The organism is Acinetobacter sp. MYb191, from assembly GCF_037572605.1.
Lineage (GTDB): Bacteria > Pseudomonadota > Gammaproteobacteria > Pseudomonadales > Moraxellaceae > Acinetobacter > Acinetobacter johnsonii.
Window position 1 is genome coordinate 295,222 of sequence record NZ_JBBGZP010000008.1, and the last position, 23,569, is coordinate 318,790.

21 protein-coding genes are annotated in these 23,569 nt (G+C 42.6%); 12 read left to right on the plus strand and 9 right to left on the minus strand.

Translation table 11 applies throughout. From position 1 onward, the window contains the following. The 5 genes from WH214_RS04625 to moaA form a co-directional block, all read right to left on the minus strand. A complete protein-coding gene (locus WH214_RS04625; protein WP_004695981.1) occupies window positions 1–252 on the minus strand; it encodes a MoaD/ThiS family protein in 252 nt (83 codons plus the stop codon). Window positions 253–447: 195 nt separating this feature from the next. Beyond that, complete coding sequence (locus WH214_RS04630; RefSeq protein WP_339422392.1) at window positions 448–1,053, minus strand: molybdenum cofactor guanylyltransferase; 606 nt, start codon at window positions 1,051–1,053, stop codon at window positions 448–450. Between the two features lie 139 nt (window positions 1,054–1,192). Continuing rightward, window positions 1,193–2,410 carry a molybdopterin molybdotransferase MoeA gene (locus tag WH214_RS04635; RefSeq protein WP_339422393.1) on the minus strand — a complete coding sequence of 406 codons (1,218 nt, stop codon included), beginning with the start codon at window positions 2,408–2,410 and terminating at the stop codon, window positions 1,193–1,195. After that, on the minus strand, window positions 2,407–3,330 hold the full coding sequence (gene moaCB / locus WH214_RS04640) for a bifunctional molybdenum cofactor biosynthesis protein MoaC/MoaB (RefSeq protein ID WP_339422394.1): 924 nt from the start codon (window positions 3,328–3,330) through the stop codon (window positions 2,407–2,409). Before moaCB ends, WH214_RS04635 begins: the two co-directional genes overlap by 4 nt. A gap of 139 nt (window positions 3,331–3,469) precedes the next feature. Then, window positions 3,470–4,477 (minus strand): GTP 3',8-cyclase MoaA, encoded by a 1,008-nt coding sequence (gene moaA / locus WH214_RS04645; protein WP_339422395.1) that lies wholly within the window; start codon window positions 4,475–4,477, stop codon window positions 3,470–3,472. 378 nt (window positions 4,478–4,855) lie between these two features. Between moaA and WH214_RS04650 the strand changes: the two genes are divergently transcribed. The 6 genes from WH214_RS04650 to WH214_RS04675 all read left to right on the plus strand — a co-directional run bounded on the left by WH214_RS04650 (window position 4,856) and on the right by WH214_RS04675 (window position 10,927). Further along, the gene (locus tag WH214_RS04650) at window positions 4,856–7,270 is read left to right on the plus strand and encodes an FdhF/YdeP family oxidoreductase (RefSeq protein WP_339422396.1); all 2,415 of its coding nucleotides are present in this window, start codon (window positions 4,856–4,858) and stop codon (window positions 7,268–7,270) included. Between the two features lie 87 nt (window positions 7,271–7,357). Next, a complete protein-coding gene (fdhD, locus tag WH214_RS04655) occupies window positions 7,358–8,158 on the plus strand; it encodes a formate dehydrogenase accessory sulfurtransferase FdhD (RefSeq protein WP_339422397.1) in 801 nt (266 codons plus the stop codon). Window positions 8,159–8,242: 84 nt separating this feature from the next. Then, on the plus strand, window positions 8,243–8,593 hold the full coding sequence (locus WH214_RS04660; RefSeq protein WP_078389621.1) for a winged helix-turn-helix domain-containing protein: 351 nt from the start codon (window positions 8,243–8,245) through the stop codon (window positions 8,591–8,593). A gap of 267 nt (window positions 8,594–8,860) precedes the next feature. Beyond that, window positions 8,861–9,613, plus strand: coding sequence for a molybdate ABC transporter substrate-binding protein (gene modA, locus WH214_RS04665; protein ID WP_339422398.1), 753 nt, complete (start codon window positions 8,861–8,863; stop codon window positions 9,611–9,613). Then, entirely contained in the window at window positions 9,613–10,305 is a 693-nt protein-coding gene (gene modB / locus WH214_RS04670; RefSeq protein ID WP_339422399.1) for a molybdate ABC transporter permease subunit, read from the plus strand. The genes modA and modB overlap by 1 nt, the downstream gene beginning before the upstream one ends. A gap of 4 nt (window positions 10,306–10,309) precedes the next feature. Further along, window positions 10,310–10,927, plus strand: coding sequence for an ATP-binding cassette domain-containing protein (locus WH214_RS04675; RefSeq protein WP_339422400.1), 618 nt, complete (start codon window positions 10,310–10,312; stop codon window positions 10,925–10,927). Between the two features lie 76 nt (window positions 10,928–11,003). Here WH214_RS04675 and WH214_RS04680 read toward each other — a convergent pair whose 3' ends face one another. Continuing rightward, complete coding sequence (locus WH214_RS04680; RefSeq protein ID WP_339422401.1) at window positions 11,004–12,092, minus strand: AraC family transcriptional regulator; 1,089 nt, start codon at window positions 12,090–12,092, stop codon at window positions 11,004–11,006. A gap of 156 nt (window positions 12,093–12,248) precedes the next feature. Here WH214_RS04680 and WH214_RS04685 point away from each other — a divergent pair, with 156 nt between their 5' ends. Then, on the plus strand, window positions 12,249–13,529 hold the full coding sequence (locus WH214_RS04685) for a D-arabinono-1,4-lactone oxidase (protein ID WP_339422402.1): 1,281 nt from the start codon (window positions 12,249–12,251) through the stop codon (window positions 13,527–13,529). A 184-nt stretch (window positions 13,530–13,713) separates the two neighbouring features. Beyond that, window positions 13,714–14,877 (plus strand): alanine racemase, encoded by a 1,164-nt coding sequence (locus WH214_RS04690; RefSeq protein ID WP_339422403.1) that lies wholly within the window; start codon window positions 13,714–13,716, stop codon window positions 14,875–14,877. Window positions 14,878–14,920: 43 nt separating this feature from the next. Here WH214_RS04690 and WH214_RS04695 read toward each other — a convergent pair whose 3' ends face one another. Together WH214_RS04695 and WH214_RS04700 are read right to left on the minus strand one after the other, a co-directional pair. Further along, window positions 14,921–16,162 (minus strand): transporter, encoded by a 1,242-nt coding sequence (locus WH214_RS04695; protein WP_339422404.1) that lies wholly within the window; start codon window positions 16,160–16,162, stop codon window positions 14,921–14,923. Window positions 16,163–16,617: 455 nt separating this feature from the next. Then, on the minus strand, window positions 16,618–16,995 hold the full coding sequence (locus WH214_RS04700; RefSeq protein ID WP_445206351.1) for an Mpo1-like protein: 378 nt from the start codon (window positions 16,993–16,995) through the stop codon (window positions 16,618–16,620). A gap of 103 nt (window positions 16,996–17,098) precedes the next feature. Here WH214_RS04700 and WH214_RS04705 point away from each other — a divergent pair, with 103 nt between their 5' ends. Together WH214_RS04705 and WH214_RS04710 are read left to right on the plus strand one after the other, a co-directional pair. Further along, a complete protein-coding gene (locus WH214_RS04705; protein WP_339422406.1) occupies window positions 17,099–17,923 on the plus strand; it encodes a helix-turn-helix transcriptional regulator in 825 nt (274 codons plus the stop codon). 166 nt (window positions 17,924–18,089) lie between these two features. Beyond that, entirely contained in the window at window positions 18,090–18,866 is a 777-nt protein-coding gene (locus WH214_RS04710; RefSeq protein WP_339422407.1) for a class II aldolase/adducin family protein, read from the plus strand. Window positions 18,867–18,916: 50 nt separating this feature from the next. Here the strand turns inward: WH214_RS04710 and WH214_RS04715 are convergent, their stop codons facing one another. After that, window positions 18,917–20,311 (minus strand): aminotransferase-like domain-containing protein, encoded by a 1,395-nt coding sequence (locus tag WH214_RS04715; RefSeq protein WP_339992936.1) that lies wholly within the window; start codon window positions 20,309–20,311, stop codon window positions 18,917–18,919. Between the two features lie 127 nt (window positions 20,312–20,438). Here WH214_RS04715 and WH214_RS04720 point away from each other — a divergent pair, with 127 nt between their 5' ends. After that, window positions 20,439–21,299: a DMT family transporter gene (locus tag WH214_RS04720; RefSeq protein ID WP_339422409.1), complete on the plus strand. Its 861-nt coding sequence runs from the start codon at window positions 20,439–20,441 to the stop codon at window positions 21,297–21,299. Between the two features lie 413 nt (window positions 21,300–21,712). After that, window positions 21,713–23,554 carry a monovalent cation:proton antiporter-2 (CPA2) family protein gene (locus WH214_RS04725; RefSeq protein ID WP_339422410.1) on the plus strand — a complete coding sequence of 614 codons (1,842 nt, stop codon included), beginning with the start codon at window positions 21,713–21,715 and terminating at the stop codon, window positions 23,552–23,554. Window positions 23,555–23,569 lie beyond the last annotated feature (15 nt).

Sequence of the window (23,569 nt, forward strand, 5' to 3'; positions counted from 1 at the left end):
TTAGCCTCCAGCAACGGGTGAAAGTAACACCAAGGTGCTATCTTGTGCTAATCGACTTTGACGCGCCACAATATCTTCACCAATCGCACAAGCACAGCGTTCCAGCAAATCAGAAGCAGATGGATAACGCATTTTTATTTGATCGAGTACATCAGTAATTAAACTGTTCGGCACACAGCTCAGGCTAAGTTCAGCAGGAAGATACTTTTCAATTGCACCATAAGCCTCGATTTTGATATGAATGTCCTGCATGTTGCCTCTGTCAAAACGGATTTAAAAAATAGGTTGCTGACTTCAGTTTATTGAATACTTATTAATTCACTCTAGCATTATTTAATTTGATCATCAAAATGGAAAAGTCAGTTTGTACAGACAAATAAAACGCCATTTTTCTTATTATTTCGCTATATCTATCTATGACAGTACTGTTTGAATGATATGACTCGACTAAGAGTCTAATGACTTTTGGTAATCGTGCACTTCTTCAAATGAATTGAGGCTGTGGTAAGTCAAATGCGCATTTTGAATATCTAAAGTTTGTGGCGACAGATTGTTGAAACAGTGTTTTAAGCTGAATTGTTGTTGGTGTAAATGCTTATTTAAGGTTTCTAGACTATTGCGTTTTAACAAACAAAAAGGGTAGAGCGCTTGTCCATTGATATTCAGGTAGACAACAGAAGAGTGCGGATGTTGTTCTAATGTGTGATGCAGGCGCGGCAATATATCTTGTGGAATGTTGGTAATATCACACGGGATAAATAAAATATAATCAGCCTGCACATATGACCATGCCGTTTGCATACCGATTAAAGGCCCTAAAAAACTGGCACTATTATCTTTGAAACTGCGAATATCAGGAATCAACTCACTATATTGCGCATAATCGCGATGACTATTGATCCATATGTCCTGAACTTTTCCATCAAAAGCTGAATATATTTTTAACAACTGGATTTCATTGTCAAATCTTTGCAAAAGCTTATTGACCCCATTCATTCGTGTGGCTTTCCCACCCGCTAAAATCACCAGTGCTGTTGCTGGGTAGTTTTGCATGATTTTGACCTAACATCCGTGTATAGGGGGAGCAATAACGATCGTTCAATATTGAGATGTACGGTCTACGACAAAGCTGTCCAAGCCTTAGACCGTGTGCAAAAAGCATTTGGTTTGTATCACTATCCAATCGATGTCCTTAGATCGAGATGAAATCGACATAGTCCAATGTTACAGGGGCATCAGATCGAGCAGGGATTCGAACTATACTATTGGCCCGATTTAAATTACTGAGCATGTGGGATTGTTGTTTGCCGAGTTTGGAAACGGTTAATTGTCCAAATTCGTTGACATCTAATACCATGCGAACCAGTTGCTCACGGCTGTCTTGTTTAATGCTGTCGTTGAAGCGAGCTTTTTTCCACGCGGGTGCAGGACACGTAACCCCCTGTAAAGCCGCCAATAATGTCGATACATGTACAGCAAGACAGGTGAGCACAGCAGCAGGGTTCCCAGGCAAACCAATCAAATAAGAATGATGATGGTCTGTTTGATATTCAGCAAAATACAGTGGTTTACCCGGTTTTTGTGCAACTTGCCAGAAAATCTCTGTTGCACCTAAAGCCATTGAAACAGGTCGAATCAAGTCATAATCTCCAACCGAAACACCGCCTGTAGTAATAACTACATCATAATGATTCATGGCATTCGAGAGCGCTTGTGTGAGTATCTTCTCATCATCAATTACATGCTCTAAATGCACTTCAGCAAAACCCTGTTCTTTGAGCCAAGTACGGATCATTGGCGCATTGGCATCGAACACTTTAGATTGATTGTCCAGTTGCGTACTGACTTCATCACCTGTAATAAGCACTGCAATTTTAGGTTGGTGATAAACCTCGACATGCTGAACCCCCGCCATACTGAGTGCTGCAATTAAACCGCTGCCTAAACGCTGGCCTTGCTGTGCAAGTGTTGTCCCGATGGATAACTCCTCACCTTGATAACGAATGTCTGCGCCTTTGTCCAAAGCTTGAGTTAGAGTCGCTTGCTTATGGCTACGCGTGATAATTTCCTGTCGAGCCACAGTATCTGCTGAGTTTGGCAGTTTACCCCCAGTAAAAATACGAACGGTTTGTCCTGCTTGAATCTCAATATGTTCTTCAATACCTGCACGAATTTCACCAACTAATTCAAAGCTAGTAATTCCAGCTTGCAAGTCTTCAGAGCGCAGCGCATAGCCGTCAACCGCACTTTGGGTAAATAGAGGCAAAGCAACTGTTGATAAAACATCTGCCGCTAAAACATGTCTATGCGCCTGTACTAAAGGCAAAGTAACGACAGGCAATGTTTGGACGGCGCTATAGTGTCTAAGAGCTTGATCGAGTGTAATTAAACCAACGCCAGAGCAACTCATTCATAACCTCCTGGATGCGGTAGATCACGGCAGACATCAAAAATATGAACCAAAGCCGGTAAAATGGCTGCCATAGATTCACTTGCACCACCACGGCTGCCCGGAAGGGTAATCACCAATGAACGGTCGATAAAACCTGCAACGCCACGTGACATCGCAGCATAAGGGGTACGTTTTTGTCCGAAAGCACGTGCGGCTTCCATCAGGCCATTGAGCTCACGTTCAAGTAAAGGCTCAAGTGTGTCTACTGTAATGTCACGTTTGCCGATGCCTGTTCCGCCTACAGTAATAATGCAAGCATAAGATTGAGTGAGCTCTAAGACCAATGCTTTTAACTGATCGGCTTCGTCAGGTAAAATTTGATAGTGAATTGGATCAAAACCAGCTTCGGTTAAGGTCTCGACGACGGAGCGGCCAGCAGTATCGGGTTTTCGACCTGTGGCAACGGTATCCGACAGAACCAATACTGCCGCAGAAACAGGCTGACGCAAATGACGTTTAAAGTGTGATTTTCCGCCTTTTTTCAGATCGAGTTTACATTGCTGAATGATCAGCTCATGCGGTTCGCAATGGGGTTTGAGCATGTCGTAAATGGTGAGGGCCGCAATACTGGCAGCGGTCAACGCTTCCATTTCTACACCTGTCGGCCCAATCGTTTCAACGGTTGCACGAATAATCACACGGTCGACAAGCAGTTCAAAATCAACATCGGCACGATAAATAGGTAGCGGATGGCACAGCGGAATCAGTTCATCGGTACGTTTTGCGGCTAAAATCCCAGCAATGCGGGCTGTTTTGAGAGCATCACCTTTTTCGGTATTGCCGTCGGCAAGAAGTTGTAAACAATGTGCAGGGGCAAGCAGTTCAGAGCTTGCAGTTGCAACGCGATAGCTTTCTGGCTTCATGCCAACGTTTTTCATAAAGTATTCCGAAACATTGAAGTGTTGATCTAACATGAAACTGTTCGATCAAGAGAAAAAGTTTATGACGTATTTAGATAACACAAAAATAAATGCGGATACAGTCGAATGACTGACAAACTCAAAATTTACCTGCGAATTAACCCCCTATGGCATGCATACTGATTTTGCGTGTTGGGGCATGTTGATGTTCAATAAACCCTGCTTTTTTATGCCATACCGCGTTCAGAATCTGGGCTTGTAATAAAGCGGGATCTTTTTGTTGAAGTAAATGACGTAGCGGTGTTCCCTTGTTGGCAAATAAACAGGTAAAAAGCTCTCCCGTTGCAGTGATACGTAAACGGTCACAGCTTTGACAAAAAGGTTTGCTGATGGTGGAAATAATGCCTAATGTGTACTGATCATTGAGCAGATAAATGGTTGCAGGGTCATGTTGTCTAGCTTGTTTCTGAATCTGAAAATGGGGTTCAAGTATTCGGATAATGTTATCTTCAGTGATGACTTTTTGAGGCTGCCAGTGCTCAGGTTGATCTAAAGGCATATATTCAATAAAACGTAATGCGATATTCTGTTGATAAGCCCATTCGGTCAGTTCAAGCACTTCATGATCATTTTGTCCTGCGACTAAAACACAGTTCAATTTTATCGGTAGATTGGCTTGTTGTGCTGCAGCAATGCCTTCGAGGACTGGTGCTATCGGACGTTTAGTCATGTTCATAAACGTGTCTGCATGAATGCTATCGAGGCTGATATTGAGATCATCTAGTCCCGCTTCTTTTAGCGCTAGTGCATACTTCTTTAAATAGAAAGCATTACTGGTCATGGAAATACGTTCTAAACCGTGTGGCTTGAGTCGATTCAAAGCATCAATAAAATTGACCACGCCTTGACGCATCAAAGGCTCTCCACCTGTTAAGCGAATGTGCCGAATGCCTAGCCCCACCATCATTTCACAAAACGTTAACAGCTCTTCAAAGCTTAAGATGTCTTTTTTGGCCAACCATTCAGGTGTATCGGGCATGCAATAACTACAACGAAAGTTACAACGATCTGTCAGTGAGATTCGGAGTTTATGTTTATGACGGCCAAATTGATCGATCAGTTGCGCTGACGTATGTTCTAAGCCTGTAGTAGTCGAACCGTCCATAGTCGCTCCACTTCGTATTTACATACGATTTAGTTTTTATAAACGAGAGTATGAAATGTTTTATTTCAAAGATCAAACGGAGTCTTGAAGCTGTTTAGTTCGTTTATTTTCAAAAATTGAGAGGGTTTTCCCTGAACACGATCCATCAAGTCTTTGCCTTTTGTAATAATTCATCTATTGAAATTGCATACCAAAAGGGTGATATTTTTGATCAGAAGTATTTTGGAATTGTGCCAAAAAACGTAGGCATGATGAATAAGAAAAGAGCAATAAAAAGGGATGAGCAATCCAAATCGTTTGCAAATGCTATGAGCAAAGCGAACAGTGAATTGATCATTGCAGAACTTTTTACTGAAGATAAATATTGAGGGCGGTGAGATGGAAAACACTGAAGAGAAAAAGCATGACGATGAAGAAACCAGCTATGCACGAATAGAACCTTATACCAATCCTGCGGGTGGATGGGGCGCGTTGTTAAGTGTTGCAAGAAACTTAAAGAGACAGGAAGTTTTCAAAAAAGGTGCGATTACGCTCCTCAATATTAACCAACCCACAGGTTTCGACTGTCCAGGATGTGCATGGCCTGAAAAAAAAGATGCACATGCCTTTAACTTTTGTGAAAACGGTGCGAAAGCCGTTGCCTTTGAAGCCACTTCAAAACGTGTTACGCCTGATTTTTTTGCAACCCATACGGTCAGTTGGCTGTCTGAGCAAAGTGATTTCTTGCTTGAAGATTCAGGCCGTTTAACCGACCCAATGCGCTATGACAGCGCAACCGATAAATATGTGCCCATCTCATGGGATGATGCTTTTGCCTTAATTGCAAAACATTTACATGCCTTGGATCATCCAGATCAAGCGGCATTTTATACTTCTGGTCGTGCAAGTAATGAAGCGGCATTTCTATATCAACTCTTTGTCCGTGCTTATGGTACCAATAATTTCCCAGACTGTTCAAATATGTGCCATGAGACCACCAGTGTTGGCTTACGTGACTCAATTGGTTTGGGTAAGGGAACGGTGACTTTAGAAGATTTTGATATCGCCGATGCGATTTTCAGTTTTGGGCATAATCCGGGCACCAACCATCCGCGGATGTTGGGGACTTTACGTGAAGTGTCGCGCCGTGGAGGCAATATTGTTGCCATTAACCCCTTAAAAGAACGTGGTTTAGAACGTTTCCAAGATCCGCAAGCACCTGTTGAGATGATGACCAATGGCAGTACACCTATTAGTCGTTATTATTTCCAACCCAACGTAGGCGGTGACTATGCGCTCATGTTTGGGATGCTGAAACATTTACGTGAATGGGACATTCAAGCACTGGCAGCTGGGAAAAAGAGCGTTTTTGACCGATCTTTTATCGAAATGAATACAGTCGGTTTCGATGCCATGATGGAAGAAATAGATCGTACTGCATGGTCAGATATTCATGTACATACGGGACTTAGCCCTGAGCATTTAGAATCTTTAGCTAAAATGTATTTGGATGCCAAAACGGCCATTTTCTGTTGGGGCATGGGGATTACACAGCATCGACACGGGACTGCGAATGTACATATGCTCGCGAACTTAATGTTGGCAAGAGGGCATATTGGTCGTCCAGGGGCAGGCTTAGCACCGATTCGTGGGCACAGTAATGTGCAGGGCGATCGAACCATGGGGATCAATGAACGACCAAGCCCAAAATTGCTGGATAGTCTGGACCGAGTATTCGGCATTAAGTCGCCACGTGAACATGGTTTTGGCGTGGTGGATACCATTCAGGCGATGTATGAAGGTGATGTAAAAGTTTTTATTGGTTTAGGTGGTAACTTTGCTGTTGCCACTCCAGATACACCGTATACACAAGAAGGCTTACGTCGTTGTGATTTAACAGTACAGATTGCAACGAAGTTGAATCGTAGCCATTTAGTTTGTGGTAAAGAGGCATTACTTTTACCCTGTTTGGGGCGTACCGAAATTGATATGCAACAGCATGGGCCACAGGCAGTGAGTGTTGAAGATTCTATGAGTAATGTGCATCTTTCAGCAGGGCGTAATGAGCCTGCTTCTAAGAATCTACTTTCAGAGCCTGACATTGTGGCGCGTATGGCGGCAGCCGTCTTACCAGACAGTGATATCAAGTGGAAATGGTATGTAGAAAGTTATGACCGTATTCGAGATTCGATTGAAGACGTGTTTGATGAATTCCATGATTTTAATACACGTGTCTATCAGCCGGGTGGTTTTCACTTAGAGCATCCAGCCAATCAGCATGTATGGAATACGCCTGCAGGCAAGGCACAGTTTTTAATTACGCCGTTGGCTGAAGTGTATGCAGATAAAGAGAATAAATACGCTGAACAATATACAGAGGCCAAAGTTTATACCCTAATGACCACACGCTCTCATGACCAATACAACACAACCTTGTATGGACTGGATGACCGTTATCGTGGGGTATTTGGTCAGCGCCGTGTTTTGTTTATGAATGCAGAAGATATCGCTGCGGCTGGTTTTGTTGCAGATCAATGGGTGGATATCGAAAGTATTTATTCGGATGGTGTTAAACGTGTGGTTCAAAGCTTCCGTATCGTCCCGTATAACATTCCACGGGGTAGCCTTGCAGCCTATTATCCGGAGACCAATCCATTGGTTGCACTCAGTAGCCATGATAAATACGCCAAAATACCAGCTTCGAAAAGCGTGCCTGTGATTTTGCATGCAGGCCAAGCGCCTGAACATTTCAACTTGGCACAAGCGGTTGATCCTGAAGATGCCAATCAGATCGTGAATCGAGAGGTTAGTTGATTCAATGCTGAAATGACGCCTGATTTGCAGGTGTCATTTTTTTCATGATTGAAGGGTTTGGTGTTTAGGGAATATTGGAAAATTATTATGGATATTCGGGCGTCGACGTTTAATTCTCTGGGCTATGAAACTGTTAATATTCAGCGTTTAAGTGAAAATAGAGCTGTTGAACAATCTGATTTTGTGGTGCAAGAATACCCTATTGCCTTGGTTTATAATGGGATTTCGCATGCTGTAATGATGGCGACGCCAGCCGATATTGACGTCTTTGCCAAAGGTTTTAGCTTGTCTGAAGGTATTTTGACGAGTTTGAAAGAGCTTTACTCTTTGGACATATACGAAACTGAATTTGGGATTCAAGTTGAAATGACGATTTCTGCCAGAGCCTTTATGGCGCTCAAACAACATCGACGGATGATGGTTGGACGCACGGGTTGTGGTCTCTGTGGGATTGAAAGTTTACAGCAGCTTCATTTGGATTTACCTCAAATTACCACAGCCGTCTGTGAGGGATGGTTGGCTCAAATTCCGCAAGCCATTGCTCAACTCAATACTCGACAGAAAATTACCCAAATGACGGGCGGTGCACATGCTGCTGCATGGGTTGAAGCCGGGGAAATTGTGGCTTTGTTTGAGGATGTAGGCCGACACAATGCTTTAGATAAACTATTGGGTTATATTGCAGAACATCATTATGATGTAAATCAAGGTTTTGTGGTGATGACCAGCCGCGCCAGTTATGAGTTAATTCGTAAGTGTGCTCAACTGAATATCGCCTTGCTGGCGTGTATTTCAGCTCCAACCAGTATGGCGATTAATATGGCAAAGCAGTCAGGTTTGACCTTAGCGAGTTTTTGCCGCGGTGATGGTTTTGTTTTATATACTTGATATTTAAAATTTTGCTGTATAAAAAGTAAACGGTTTTTCTTTAGGTCATCTGTGTCGATGACTGGTCTTTATTTGAGTGAATGTATGCAGGACGTCAAATTAAAATTACAGCTCAGAATACTTCTCAATCAAGACATTGCCTTTGGGCCAGGTAAGGCCGAGTTATTGGAAGAAATTCGCCGTACAGGTTCAATTTCTCAAGCTGCAAAAAGTATGAATATGAGCTACCGCCGTGCATGGCAGTTGGTTGAAACCATGAATCATAGCTTTCAGTCAGGATTGGTCGAAACTCAAAAAGGTGGAACGCATGGGGGTGGGGCAAAACTCACAGACTTGGGCGAAAGTATTTTAAGTCAATTTAGACAGATGGAAATAAAAGCACGCGTTGCGATTGAGCAGGATTTTGAAGAAATAGCTCAACACCTGAAACAATAATCTATTCAGTTCAACTAGATGCTTCTCGTAGTCAGTCATTGCATACACGAATAAGCTTCCTCTATTTGATAAAACCTCTTATCTACTCACTCGATAGCAAGAGCAGTATCAGTCACGTGATTAAGATACAAACACTTTAACTTGAGCGATAAATAATCTGTTTCTGGAATTGACGTTGCTTGAGTATCCATATATTTTTGAAAACATATCGATCAATTTATAACGCTTAAGGGGAATATGGTGCTGCTTAATTTTAAGAATAAGTGCATGCAATATGCGATGTTGTGTTGTGGTTTGACTCTTGGGGCACAGGTACATGCAGAGCAAGCCATTACCGTTTATGCAGCGGCCAGCTTGACCAATGCTATAGCAGATGTCGATGCAATGTTTGAACAACAAAAAAGAGTACGCGTGAAAACCTCTTACGCAGGATCGTCGACCTTGGCCAAGCAAATTGAAGCGGGTGCACCTGCGGATGTTTTTATTTCGGCAGATGAACAGTGGATGAATTATCTACAAAATAAAAAGTTAATTGTGCCGAATAAACATGTGAATTTATTGGGCAATCGTCTTGTTCTAATTTCGCCAAAAGCTAAGCCCGTCAAAATAAAAATGGATAAAATTTTTGATCCTTCTACTGCCTTTCAGGGCAAGCTTTGTACAGGTGACACCAAAAGTGTTCCTGTAGGAAAATATGGGAAACAGGCGCTGACCGCACTGGGGTGGTGGTCAAAACTTGAACCAAGATTGGTTGAAACTGAAGATGTCAGAGCTGCGCTCAACTTTGTAGCACGTGGTGAATGTCAGCTTGGCATTGTCTATGCAACCGACGCTGCTATCAGTAAAGATGTCACCGTCGTTGGCGTTTTCCCTATCAATACCCATACCCCGATTGTTTATCCCCTAGGTCTTGTCAAAAATAATCCCGATGCGCTAGCGTTTTATCAGTTTGTACAAAGTAAACAAGCACATGCAGTCTTTAAAAAATATGGCTTTACCATTTTATCTGCTGCCAAGTGATGATGTTTTCTTTATCGGCTGAAGAAATAGAGGTACTCAAGTTATCCTGCCAAGTGGCTGCAACCTGTTTGGCCTTTAGCCTGATCCCTGCGTTGGCAGTGGGTTGGGTTTTGGCACGTAAAGAGTTTTTTGGAAAATCCTTATTTGAAACGTTTATTTTTCTACCTCTGGTGCTGCCGCCTGTGGTGCCAGGATATTTGCTATTACAGGTTTTTGGAGGAAATGGAATACTGGGTAAGTATCTTGATCCCTTGGGACTCAATTTTGCATTTAATTGGAAAGGCGCAGTTTTGGCTTCAGCCGTGATGGGCTTTCCACTCTTGGTTCAATCGATTCGTTTGGCCATAGAGTTGGTGGATCAACGGCTAGAAATGGCAGCGAAAACGCTCGGTGCTTCCTCTTTGGGTACTTTTTTTTATGTCACTTTGCCTTTAGCCAGCAGTGGCATATTGGTAGGGGCGATTTTATGTTTTTGTCGCAGTCTGGGTGAGTTTGGTGCAACCATTACCTTTGTCGGTAACATTGCAGGCGAGACCAGAACCTTGCCCTTGGCCATGTATAGCTTGATGCAGCAACCCGACACAGAACAAGCGGTTTGGCGACTGATTATTCTGTCATTAACTGTGGCATTTTTGGCGTTATGGTTTGCCCAATGGTTCCATCGCTATCAGAAAAACAAACGAGGGCATTAAGACGATGATTGACTGTTATATTCAGTTAAATTTAGGCAGATTTAAACTCGATCAGACATTTTCATCTGAACATCCTGTCGTTGGTTTATTTGGAGCATCAGGATCAGGAAAAACCAGTATTTTGCATGCTATTGCAGGACTTAATACCCCAGCAAATGGCTGGATTAAAATCAACCATCAGACATGGTTCGATGCTGAAAATAAGATCAATTTAAACGTACAGCAACGTCATGTAGGTTTGGTTTTTCAGGATGCACAACTGTTTCCACATATGACGGTGATGCAAAATTTATTGTTTGGCTATAAGCGCATTCGGCCTGAAAGCCGACGTTTTGATCCCGATTATATTATTGAACTGCTTAAACTCGACCATTTACTCAGTCGTATGCCGACGAAGCTTTCAGGTGGTGAAAAGCAGCGTGTTGCATTGGGTCGGGCACTGTTGTATTCGCCAAATTTATTATTATTAGATGAACCATTGTCTGCGTTAGACGCTGCACATAAGCAGGAAATCCTTCCTTTTTTTCAAACCGTCCAACATGAAACCCATATCCCGATGCTATATGTCAGCCATGATATGGATGAAATTAAGCAGCTGACCGAAGCAGTTTGGTTGCTTTAATTGAACACATTTCAGCTTCAACTTTTAAAGAGGGAACGAATAAAAACAGAAAAAAGGCCTCTGTATCAGCTTAGGATCATTCGGTGCTATTTTTATAAACAGATGGGGCTTGACCTGTCCAACGTTTAAATGCCCGACGAAATTCACGTACTTCACTAAAACCTAAAGCTTGGCTAATGTCCCCAATGGAGAGATTGTTTTCAAGCATCTGTTTCGCTTTTCGCTCTAGCACGGTTTGTCGAATTTGCTGAAAACTAATGCCTTCTAGCAATAAGGAACGTCGAAGATGACGCTCGCTCATTTGTAAATAGTCTGATGCGAGTTGCATATCAAAGCGTACAGGAAGGTGCTGATCGATGAGCTGGTCTAATAAATATGCATATTGTGCATTATTGAGCTGATCAATTTCTTGTTGTGCACGTTCACAAATCTGGATGGCAGTTGAATAGTTGGCAGGGCTATAAGTCTTGAGTGGACGCTCTAACATACTTCGTTTAAAGCGAATGACATTTCTGTCTGCATTAAAGCGAATCGGGCAGGAGACAATTTTTTGATATTCGGCAAGATGCGTGGTCGGAGAATAACTCAGCTCTAACTGAATAATATCTTGATGATCGCCTAGCATAGCGTTGAAACAAGCCATGCTGCTGCTCAGCAGTTCATCACAGAAAAATATTTTGAGGTTTGTCGGTGTAATATTTTCGATGAACTCTAATTCAACGCTTTCCTCAGCAATTGTAACGTTTAAGTTTAAAACACTACCCGAAACTTGATGGTAACGTAGGGCAATCTCTAAGGCATCCGCTACAGTTTTACAGGATTGCATGGCAAAACCTAAAATACCCATGGAAATCAGGCCTTCACTACTGCCAATTTTTAAGCCTAAGCTAGGTTGCTGGCTTGAAGCCAAGGCATTCTGAATCACATGACATAACTGAGTAAAACTCACATAGCCATGCGCTTGCTGGATTTGATTGATATTCACGCCTGAATGCTGGAACCACGCGCTGTAATCCCAATGTTGTTGTTCTGCATAATGCAGCAGCCCCGCCAATATTGTGGGTGGGATATATTGCCGTGTATGAACGGTATAATTTGACTGTTTAGGCATAAGTCCGTTTTGCCCCCCTGAATAGCGATCATTCAACCCTTTTTGGTATCTCATAATTTTGTTTAACTTTCAATATGCCAAAGCGCAGATCAATTCAACGTAGTGATGAAAGGGAAATCAAATGAAGCCAAAGGATTGGACAAAGCAAGAAAATCAAATGAGTCGGCTGAGTAAAGTGTATGTACTGGGCGAATGTGGAGTGAGTCGTCCATGAAAATTCAAGAGACATATACGTGGTCGAACTGGTCAGGGTTTCAACAGGCTCATCCACAACACATTTTGCACCCTGACAATGTATTGGAGTTACAGCATATTGTACAAAGTCACCCGAAAATACGGGTTGTGGGGGCAGGACATTCGTTTACCCCCCTAGTATGCACCGATGCGACTTTGGTGTCATTGAACCAAATTTCTGGTGTGGCCTCATCAGATACAGCCCACAGTCGGTGCAGTCTTTATGCAGGGACTCGATTGTACAATTTGGATCAATATCTAGAACCCATCAATCAAGCTTTGATGAACCAAGGCGATATTGATCAACAGAGCCTTGCGGGGGCCGTTTCAACTGGAACGCATGGTACGGGTGCAGACTTGCACTGTATTTCAGCTTATGTGGAAGATTTTGAGTTATTAACTGCTTCAGGTGAAATTCTCAACTGTAGTCGCACCGAAAATCCAGAAATCTTTGCGGCAGGACGTGTTTCATTAGGTAGTCTGGGTATTTTGACCAAAATTACCATGCAAAATCGTCCGCGCTTTAAACTGAAGGAACATATTCAGCTTTGTACAGTAGCAGACATGATGCAGTTTATTCAGCAATGGAAACATCAGCATCGACATATTGAATGTTTTGTTTTTTGCCATGCTGAAAAACTGATGCTGAAAACCTTAGATGAGACAGATGAAGAGCTACAACCTCGTAAAGAAAGCTATCCGTCTGAGGATACGTTGTTAACGGTCTGCTCTGAATTAATTAAAAACTTTCCGTCCTTGAATCCTTATGTGCAAAAACTGTTAGGCACTTTTGTTAAACCAACAACAGCAGTGGATTGGTCGAGTAAAATATTTCCAACAGTACGTAATACCAAATTTAATGAAATGGAGTATCAGATTCCTGTTGATGACGGTTTGGATTGCTTAGAAGAGGTATTAGCGGCATTGCAACAACATAAGGTTGCGACCTTTTTTCCGCTAGAGTTTCGTTTTGTCAAAGGGGATGATATTTGGATCAGCCCATTTTATCAGCAAGACTCCATTTCGATATCGGTGCATCAATATCATAAGCAAGACCCACGGTTAATTTTTGATATTGTGGAGCCTATTTTTCAGAAATATAAGGGACGACCCCATTGGGGAAAAATGCACAGTATGACGGCAACGCAGCTTCGAAGTTTATATCCGAAGTGGGATGATTTTCTTACGTTACGTCAGCAGCTGGACCCTGAGCGAAAATTTTTGAATCCTTATTTAGAGCAATTGTTTTTGGGATGATTGGTGGTGAGCAGGATATGGCTAAAGTGTATGGCTGTATGTGAAGGATGGTTAGCTAAGCACAAACCTGACGATGAGCTCTACACTAAAGCTCAAGTTGATGGCTTTGGCTTTTAGCCGATAGGTCATATGTTTAGTAAGCTGGTTTAAGTTGGCCGCTTTTATTCAGAACAGGACAAAAAGAATGTTGGATCATTATTTTAAAACACTCAATTCAGACTTAAAAACACAAGGGATTGCGACACCCCAACTGATTGTAGATGACGCTGCATTACAACAGAACCTCCAATATATTCAAACGAAACTCGTTCAGGCGGAACAGCTAAGACCACGTTTAGTGGTTAAATCTTTAGCCAGCTTAAATTTACTCCAGCTGCTGTCGGAGAAATTGAATACACAGCGTTTTATGGTCTTTCACCTGCCTCATATCCAGTTGATATTAGAAAATTTCTCAGAGGCTGATCTTTTGTTGGGGAAGCCCATGCCTGCCCAAGCAGCTCGTGCTTTTTATGCACAAAACTCAGCTTGGACAAAGGCCAATATCCAATGGCTAATCGATACCAAAGAACGATTGTTGCAATATTTAGAGATAGCCAAAGACTATGCCATAAGTCTGCAAGTGAATATTGAAATTGATGTGGGCTTACATCGTGGTGGGGTAAAGTCTGAAACGCAATTCGCTGAAATGTTAAGCGTGATCCAGCAATATCCACAATATTTAAAACTGTCAGGCTTGATGGGCTACGATGCGCATGTCACTAAAATACCATCTATCATCAAAAAACCAGATCAGGCCTATCAAGAGTCGCAGCAGATTTATTTAAATTATCAAAAGGTCATTCAAATGCAGTTTCCAGCCCTTTGGAACTGTGATCTTTGTTTTAATGGTGGAGGTAGTCCGACCTTTGACTTTCATGTCTCAGAGAGCGTTTGTAATGATCTGTCTTTTGGTTCGATGCTGCTCAAACCCAGCGATTTTGAAAGTGAATCATTGAAGCCTTTACAGCCTGCGTTATGGATTGCGACTCCTGTGCTGAAAGTTCTGCCTTTTGCGCAATTACCTGCAATGTCTTTATTGAATAAATTACCGCATAAATCGAAGGCATTGTTTATTTATGGTGGCTATTGGCTGGCGGATTATGTTTATCCTAATCAGTGTCGTCCGCATTTATTATATGGACGGAGTAGTAATCAAGAGTTGGTCAATGTTCCTAGAAATTGCGATATTCAAGTGGACGATTTTGTGTTTTTAAGACCCAAACAAAGTGAAGCGATTCTTCCTCAGTTTTCAGAATTAAAACTGTATCAACAGCATGCTTTTGAAACATGGCAAACTTTTCGAGAATAATAAAAGCCACTCAATCGAGTGGCTTTTATTTTATGGACTTAATTTAGAAGCGATAACCCATTTTAAAACCATAAGCGATGGCGCTGTTATTCTTAAAATCTGCTTGCTCAGCTGTGGATTGAATACCAGATATCGGTAGGTGGTAAGTTCCATCTTCTGCAACAACATCACCGAGCCAAAAATATTTGATTCCACCTGCAATAAAGTAATGGGGTGCTGGGTTAAATTGTGCACCGAAACCAAGGCCCCATGAACCTTTTGTAGGGTTTAAATTAGATGCAGGATCACCTGTGCCAGAGTCCCAGCTGATTTCTGTTGATGCACTCCATTTTGGGGTGAATTGATGTCCAATTCCCAGTGTTGTTGCCCACTGATCGTGCTGGTAGCTGTCTAAATCAAAGCCATCGACATAAGTACCATCACTGATGATTGAAGAGATGTATTCGGTCAAAGCACCAAACTGGGTCGGGCGAATTTTAAACTCCTTCCAGTTGACCCAGCGCAAATTGGCATAGGCGAGGGTATTCGAAGCGATCCCTGTTTGAATATCAAGATTGACGGATTGAGGCGTAGAAATTTTTGTTTTCTGTGGAAGTGTGGCTTCTAAAGGTTCATCAAAGACCGTTTCCGTGACTTGCAGTTTATGATCTATTTTAGAACGATAGGTGATGGCTGCTTTTAAGGCAATCTCTGGCCTTTGATAACTTAAACCTGTTAACCAACCCACTGCATGGTCCTGTTTAAATTTCGCATCATATCCATTAAAAAGGGGACCATAGGCATTTCCTCGGAGTGAGACATCACCCTCTACCGATTGATAGACGGCACCGCCGTAGAGTTGAAAGTTTGTGAATGGACTAATACCGAGAAGCATACTGATGTTGTGGGTATCCACGTTTACAGAAGTGCCTTGTTGGCTGAACTCATTATCTGAAAATGTATTATTGGATTGCAGCGGATAGTGAATGTCGGCACCGAATGGTTGATCGTACAAAAGGCCAAAACTGACGTCTTCGGTTAGCTGCAGTTTTAAAGCAGCATTGTAATATTGAAAGCTATTTCCCATATTACCAGTATTGAGATTCGTCACATCACTGACTAAATCTGGTCGGTTGCGAATTTTTCCCGAAATATCTGGATCTACGCTGGCAATGCTGACTTCAGCATAATGTCCTGTTTCTAAAAAGGGCAGAATCGACTGGCCGGATTGATCCAGAGCAGATGCATGGATCAAGCTACAAGAGGATATTCCAAATATTCCAATCACCAATGGGCTGAGTTTCATGTAAATCGTCCTTGAGAATTTTTTGACTTGTAATAGCTATTGTTTGTCTTCTTGGCACTATGTTTTAGTTTTGGGTGACTTGATGAAGGTCACTCAACATTGAAAACCATGGTGTCCAAGCTCAAGTTAATCACTGAAAAGAATTGGAGAGTAGGGTTGTAAATGAGCAATCAAGGGGGGATTTTCGGTCAAAAGAAAGGACTTATTGTATAAATTGAGCCTGTGAGAAATGAGTGACTTGATTGAGCTGTTGGTAAGTATTGATCACTCTTCATTAGAGCAGATGATGACGCCGTGTATAGTGGACGTTGATGCAGCCTAAGTAGATGGCTTGATTGGATGTGATTAAGGAGCATCACTTTTATAGGACATTTCTGGCGCGTAACCTTAGCAATAATCGTCAGATTTTGATCAAATGACTGCCCTACAAATATATAAGACAGTCGCATTTTTATTTACCAATCGACGCGTTTGAATAAAATGTCTTTATACATTTTAAAGTCACAAACGAAACTGTAAAACGGATAGGTAAATGTGGCTGGTTTATTATGTTCAAAAAAGAAATGACCGATCCAAGCAAATCCATAACCCACTACAGGCAAAGCCCAGAGTAGTTTTGCATTTTTGGTCATCGCCGCAGCCGCGGTAATCCCGATCACACAGGTGGTTCCCACAAAGTGTAAACGTCGGCAAGTGGGATCTTCATGCTGAGAAAGATAGAAGGGATAGAATTCTTTTAAGGTTTTATAATGGCCATCACTTCCCTTAATTTGCACAGTCGGGCTTGCAACCAATGCAGCAGAAAGATGGGCGTTATTCACCAAATCTTGCATATTGTTTTTAATTTGGGTTTGGGTATTCTGTAACATGTCCTACTCCTTTAGTGTTTACAAGGCGTAGTTTTAAACAGCAAACCAAAGATGGTCTTGAACGAATATGCTATCGCAAAGCAAGGACGCGAGTTTAGGGTTAGCGCATCAAAGTAAAATTTACACTTGGGATGGCGTCATTTTGTATGTGACTCATGAGCAGTTGAATAATGCCCATGCCCATTTTCCAGCACTTTTACAAATTGGCTTGGGCACACCTTTTGCAATCACTTTAGACGACCAACTACGTCGTTATCACGATATTGTGGTGATGGCACCCAATGTGATGCACAGTACCGATTCAGAGAATCAGCCTTATCTTGCACTCATGATTGATCCTGATCATGCACTTTATGGATACTTGTATCCATTGCTGAATGGCGAACAGATTCGTTCTCTACCTGCCTCTTGTCTCGCTGCGTTTCATTCACAGTTTCAAAAATTGATCGCTGGGCAATTCAGTCCTGATGAAGCTAAACAATTGGTCTTAGTACTGCTGTCAACGTTAAACCCAAATCCGTTGCAGGTATTGCCATGGGATGCCCGCGTTTTACAAGCCTGTCGTTATATTCAACAACTTGTACCTCAACAGATTCCCACAGTAGCTCAAGTCGCGGCACATACGGGACTGTCTGAGTCGAGGTTGATGCATTTGTTTAGTCAGCAACTGGGGATTTCAATGCGGCGCTATATTCTTTGGTTGCGTATTCGCTATGCCATCAAACTCTGGGCAGCAGGTCAGAGTTTGATTGATATTGCCTTGGAAGCGGGTTTTGCCGATCAGGCGCATTTTACTCGGACTCTACGCAGTATGGCTGATTTTGCCCCCTCTATGCTGAAAGGAAAAACCATCTTCGTGAATGACTCCATTAAAACATCATCGACGTCATAGCGTGTTAAGTTGCTTGATAGCACACGGAAATAGCAGAATCATTCAAGACAGGTTTCGCTATTTTACGAAGAATCAGTTTATGTTGAGAGAAGGACTTAAGCAGGGTTGAGCTTTTTCCTTCAAGCTCAATGTCAACTTTAATGGATAGAGATAATAGGGATAACAAATGACCAGTTTACATGCGATGAAAAGTCTAAAAGATGTCGTGTCAGAAAAAGAATGGGATGCGCGTTGTCAGCTTGCGGGGTTGTACCGTCTAATTGCGCATTTCCGCATGACCGATTTAATTGATACGCATATTAGTCTACGTGTCCCCGACGAAGACGGTCATTTTCTGATTAATCAATATGGCATTCCCTTTGAAAAAATGACGGCTTCGCATTTGGTTAAAATTGATTATGCAGGCAATATTATTGCGGATTATGATCAGGGGAAATTGGTCAATACCGCAGGTTTTGTGATTCACTCCGCGATCCATGATGCACGTAAAGATGTGCACTGCGTGATTCATACGCATACCGCAGATGGCATTGCAGTGTCTGCACAAAATCATGGTTTATTGCCTTTGTCTCAACATGCTTTGAAGTTTTATAACAAAGTTAGCTATCACGAGTATGAAGGGGTGGCGTTATTGACCGAAGAACGTGAGCGTCTTGTGAAAGACTTGGGGCAAAACCGAGTCATGATTTTACGTAATCATGGTTTGCTATCGACAGGGGATTCAATTCAACGTGCTTTCCACGAGATTTATTTCCTTGAACGCGCATGCCAAGCGCAGATTAAAGCGATGGCAGGTGGAGCAGAGCTTCATCTTCCGTCTGAAGCTGTACGTCAACACACAGCTCAACAGTTTGAAAGTGAATTGATTGAAATGGTGATGCTGAAAGCATGGAATGCCGCACTGTCTTTAATTGAGCATCAACGTGACGAGTATTGTTCATAAGCCATTCAACCATTTTAATAAAAGCCTCTATTTCTAAGTAGAGGCTTTTATTATGTTGAGTTTTGCTGTTGAGCTAACACATTTTTGAGCGTTTCGAAAATACGCGGATCTACCGATTGTGCGACATTGAAGCGTAAGAAATTCTGTGCATTTAAGGATTGGCTAAACGCATTTCCTGGTGCTAAAACAACGCCGTGTTTTAAACACTCTCGCGCAATGAGCGCAGCATCGAAGCCGTCGGGAAGTTTACACCAGAGGAATATACCCGCCTGCGGGACTAGCCACGGGTGAATATTCAAAGCTTCGAGCTGAGCGATGACTTTTTGCATTTCATGAGCTAGGCGTAAGCGCACTGTTTCCATATGCTTACGATAGCCACTGTCTTTTAAGGCAATCAGCACCATATCGGCGGCAAGTCGGCCACCACCAAAAGAGGTGGCGATCTTTAAATCGGTTAGATTTTCAATCCACTCATTTTTGGCCACAATATATCCACAGCGCAAAGAGGCTGAAATCGTTTTTGAAAAACTACTAACTTGAATGACACGATTGAGTCCATCAAAAGCAGCCAGTCGTGGGGCAGGGGTATGTTCAAAGTCGGCAAAAATATCATCTTCCACAATGACTAAATTGGTTTGATCGACCAATTTAAGTAAGCGATGCGCCGTGACGGGAGAAAGTACTGCACCTGTTGGGTTGTGTATGCCTGAGTTGGTGATATACAGTCGTGGTGAGTGTTGAGCTAAAACAGACTGAAAGATCTCCAAATCTGGGCCATGGGGAGTATACGGCACACTCACAATATTTATGCGATGAGCTTTGAGGAGAGCATGAAAATTAAAATAACAAGGGTCATCGACAATAACAGTATCCCCAGCTTCCAATAAAAAACGACAGATCAAATCAATTGCTTGCGTGCCAGATTCGGTGAGCATGATGTGTTCAGGCGAAGCTTCAATGCCAATATGAGTTAAACGACGAGAAATTAATTGTCGCAGTTCAGGATGTCCTGCTGCTGTTGCATATTCCACCAGTTCTAAGCTATCTGCCTTTGCCATGCTACGTAGAGCACGTCGAACACCAGTCTCATATAACCATTCGGGTGGTAACCAGCCGCAACCCGGTTTGAGTGTGCTGTGATCTGTATCCAAGGCTTGTCTAGAGACCCATAAAGGATCGACCTCTCGATCTAGCTTAGGCCCCATTTGGGCTAAAGCCAGTGGTGCGACGGGGCCAGACACATAAAAGCCTGATCCGGGTTTAGACAGAATGATGCCTTCAGCCATTAAACGTTCATAGGCTTCGACAACGGTTGAAACAGAGACCTGCAATGTCCGTGCTTGTTGGCGCACAGAGGGAAGGCGATGACTGGGGAGATAGGTGCGTGAACTAATTTTGAGTTTAATTTCATCCATAACTGCATCAATTCGAGTTTGGCTGCGCATTCCATTTCTCCTCAACTGTATGGGCTTTTTATACATAACAGTTTTTATTTATTGTACTGGATTGTATCTCGATTCAAACATGCGGTCTATGTTCAACTTAAGCGATTAACGATAAGAGAATCACGCCATGAAACAGGCAAACAGCGGCTGGGTAAACGGATTAATCGGTGTCGCTATTTTTGCGGGTTCTTTACCTGCAACACGGGTCGCCGTTGCCGATTTTACGCCCATCTTTTTAACCAGTGCACGGGCCACAATTGCAGCGCTATTAGGATTGTTTTTTCTGGTGTTACTTCGCCAAGCACGCCCGACCGCTTCAAACATACCTGCACTTGCAGTCAGTGCATTGGGCGTGGTCATTGGATTTCCACTCTTAACTGCTTTGGCCCTACAGCATGTAAGTTCTGCACATTCCATCGTGTTCTTAGGATTATTACCTATCAGTACTGCGATTTTTGCAGTTCTACGCGGAGGTGAACGGCCCAAGCCACTTTTTTGGTTGTTTTCAGTGCTAGGAGCTATTTTTGTAGCAGGCTATGCTGCACTTGGAGAGACGAATACCGTATGGAAAGGCGATCTATACATGCTGGCAGCAATTATTCTATGTGGGCTAGGCTATGCAGAGGGAGCAAAACTTTCGCGAACATTGGGCGGTTGGCAAGTCATTAGTTGGGCTTTACTGCTCTCGTTACCAGTGATGTTGCCAATAGCATTATGGAGCATGCCTGTTTCATTTCAGAATGTCAGTACAGTCGCATGGATAGGACTGGCTTATGTTTCTGTCTTTAGCATGTTACTGGGTTTCGTGTTCTGGTATCGAGGATTAGCACAAGGTGGTATTGCATCCGTTGGTCAACTGCAATTATTCCAACCCTTTATGGGACTTGCACTTGCCGCTCTATTACTACATGAAAGCGTGAGTTGGACGATGTTGGTCGTCACTTTGGCAGCCATTGTTTGTGTGGCTGGGGCGAGAAAATATGCTTGAACATACGGCGTCCAATTTTATCTGGATGGAGTAAAAATTCTGAATGTCATCTCTATATCGTCAAAGATACAATTGATCTTTGACGATAGAATTCTACTAAACACTATTGTTAAGTATCTATCTGTTATAAAAATCTGCTCTTGATTATCTTCTGTTCATAAGTAGTGATGTGTTTTTTTATTCCTCGAATAAAATCTTGCTGTATAGCAACAATGCTGTATATAGTTTTAAACATAGACAGGTCAAGCCATGCTTAATTCGCAGCATGTTGAGCGTTGATGATAAGTCTTGAGAAATCGAGAACGAAAAGATTACCGATGAGACGTCCTCTCCGTACAGGCGTAGACCTTAGTGAATAAAATTAAAATAGCGTGAAATTGGCATGGATTGCCAACAACCAAGATGGGAACAAGATGAGTGCAGAAGTAGATTCACTAGGACTGGTTGGGCCTGTTGTACTGTTGAGTGCAGCGGTCATTGCTGTCCCTATTTTTAAACGTATTGGTCTAGGTTCGATATTAGGCTACTTAATTGCTGGATTGATTATTGGGCCATTTGGTTTTGCCTTTTTTAACAATCCTACAGCCATCTTACATATTGCTGAACTCGGTATCGTGATGTATCTCTTTATCATCGGATTGGAGATGCAGCCTTCGCACTTATGGAGTTTGCGGAAAGAGATTTTTGGCTTGGGCAGTTTGCAAATCCTTATTTCGGTCATTGCCTTAACGGGTATGGGCATATTGTTTGGCTTTAGCTGGAAAATAGCGTTCATTGGTGCTGCGGGTTTTGTACTGACGTCGACTGCGATAGTGATGCAATTGCTAAATGATCGCGGAGGGCTGCATCAACGACGTGGTCAAAAGATCGTTGCGATCTTATTGTTTGAAGACTTATTGATCGTTCCCTTATTGGCATTGGTTGCATTTATGGCACCCAATCAAGCGGCGGAAAGCTCATCTATCAATTTACAAGGGATTGGCATCGGACTGTTGGCCATCGCTGGATTAATTGTTGCAGGGCATTGGTTACTCAATCCATTATTTAAAATTTTAGCTGCTGCTAAAGCACGTGAAGTGATGACTGCGGCGGCGTTGTTGGTGGTATTGGGTGCGGCATTGCTGATGCAACTCAGTGGTTTATCCATGGCACTGGGCGCATTTTTAGCGGGAGTGTTACTGTCCGAATCAACTTTCCGCCACCAAATTGAAGCCGATATTGAACCCTTCCGCAGCCTATTACTGGGATTATTCTTTTTAGGCGTCGGGATGTCTTTGGACTTGGCAGTGGTCAGGCAAAATTGGCCGCTGATTGTCAGTGGTGTGATTGCGTTGATGTTTACCAAAGCGTTGATGATTTATGTGGTCGCGCGCTTCACCAAGAGTAATCATCCCGAAGCTTTAGATCGTGCATTACTGATGGCGCAGGGGGGAGAATTTGCCTTTGTATTGTTTAGTGCTGCGACGACAGCCCAAATTATCGATAACACCATCAAGTCCAATTTAACCGCGATTGTCGTATTATCTATGGTTTTGACGCCAATCATCGGCGTGTTATTTAAACGCTTTACTCTTGAACAGGATGAAAGTTCTCTTGATCAGGTCAGGGTTGCCGATGGCTTAACGGGTAAAGTATTAATGATTGGGTTTGGTCGTTTTGGTCAAGTGGCCAGTCAACTGTTATTGGCACGTAGTGTGGATGTGACCATTATTGATAATGACGTCAACATGATCCAAAACGCGGAAAAGTTTGGTTTTGATGTCTATTATGGCGATGGATGTCGTTTAGATATTTTACATGCCTCAGGGGCAGATACCGCAGAAGCAATTTTAGTCTGTGTCGACCACAAAGAAACGATTAATAAAATTGTAGAATTGGTGAATGCTGAATTTCCTTTGGCTAAGTTGATTGTCCGTTCCTATGACCGTGAACACGCGCTGTATTTGTCCAAGAAAAATGTCAGTTTGATGGTTCGAGAAACCTTTGAGTCTGCATTAGCTCTAGGTCAAATGGCCTTGCAGGAACTGGGTGCAAGTCAGGATGAAATTCAGCAAGTGAGTGATGATATCCGAGCTTTAGATAATCAACGTTTTGAAACCGAAGTTGCAGCTGATGATGTCAAAGCGGGCATAGGTATACAATATACGCAGCGCAACCCACGACCTACTGCACCCTTGATTAAGCCACAACATACGGGGCAGTTGTTAAATGATGCAGAACTAGAAAAACAGAGTGAACTAGATGATAGAACTTAAAAATATGAGTTGAAT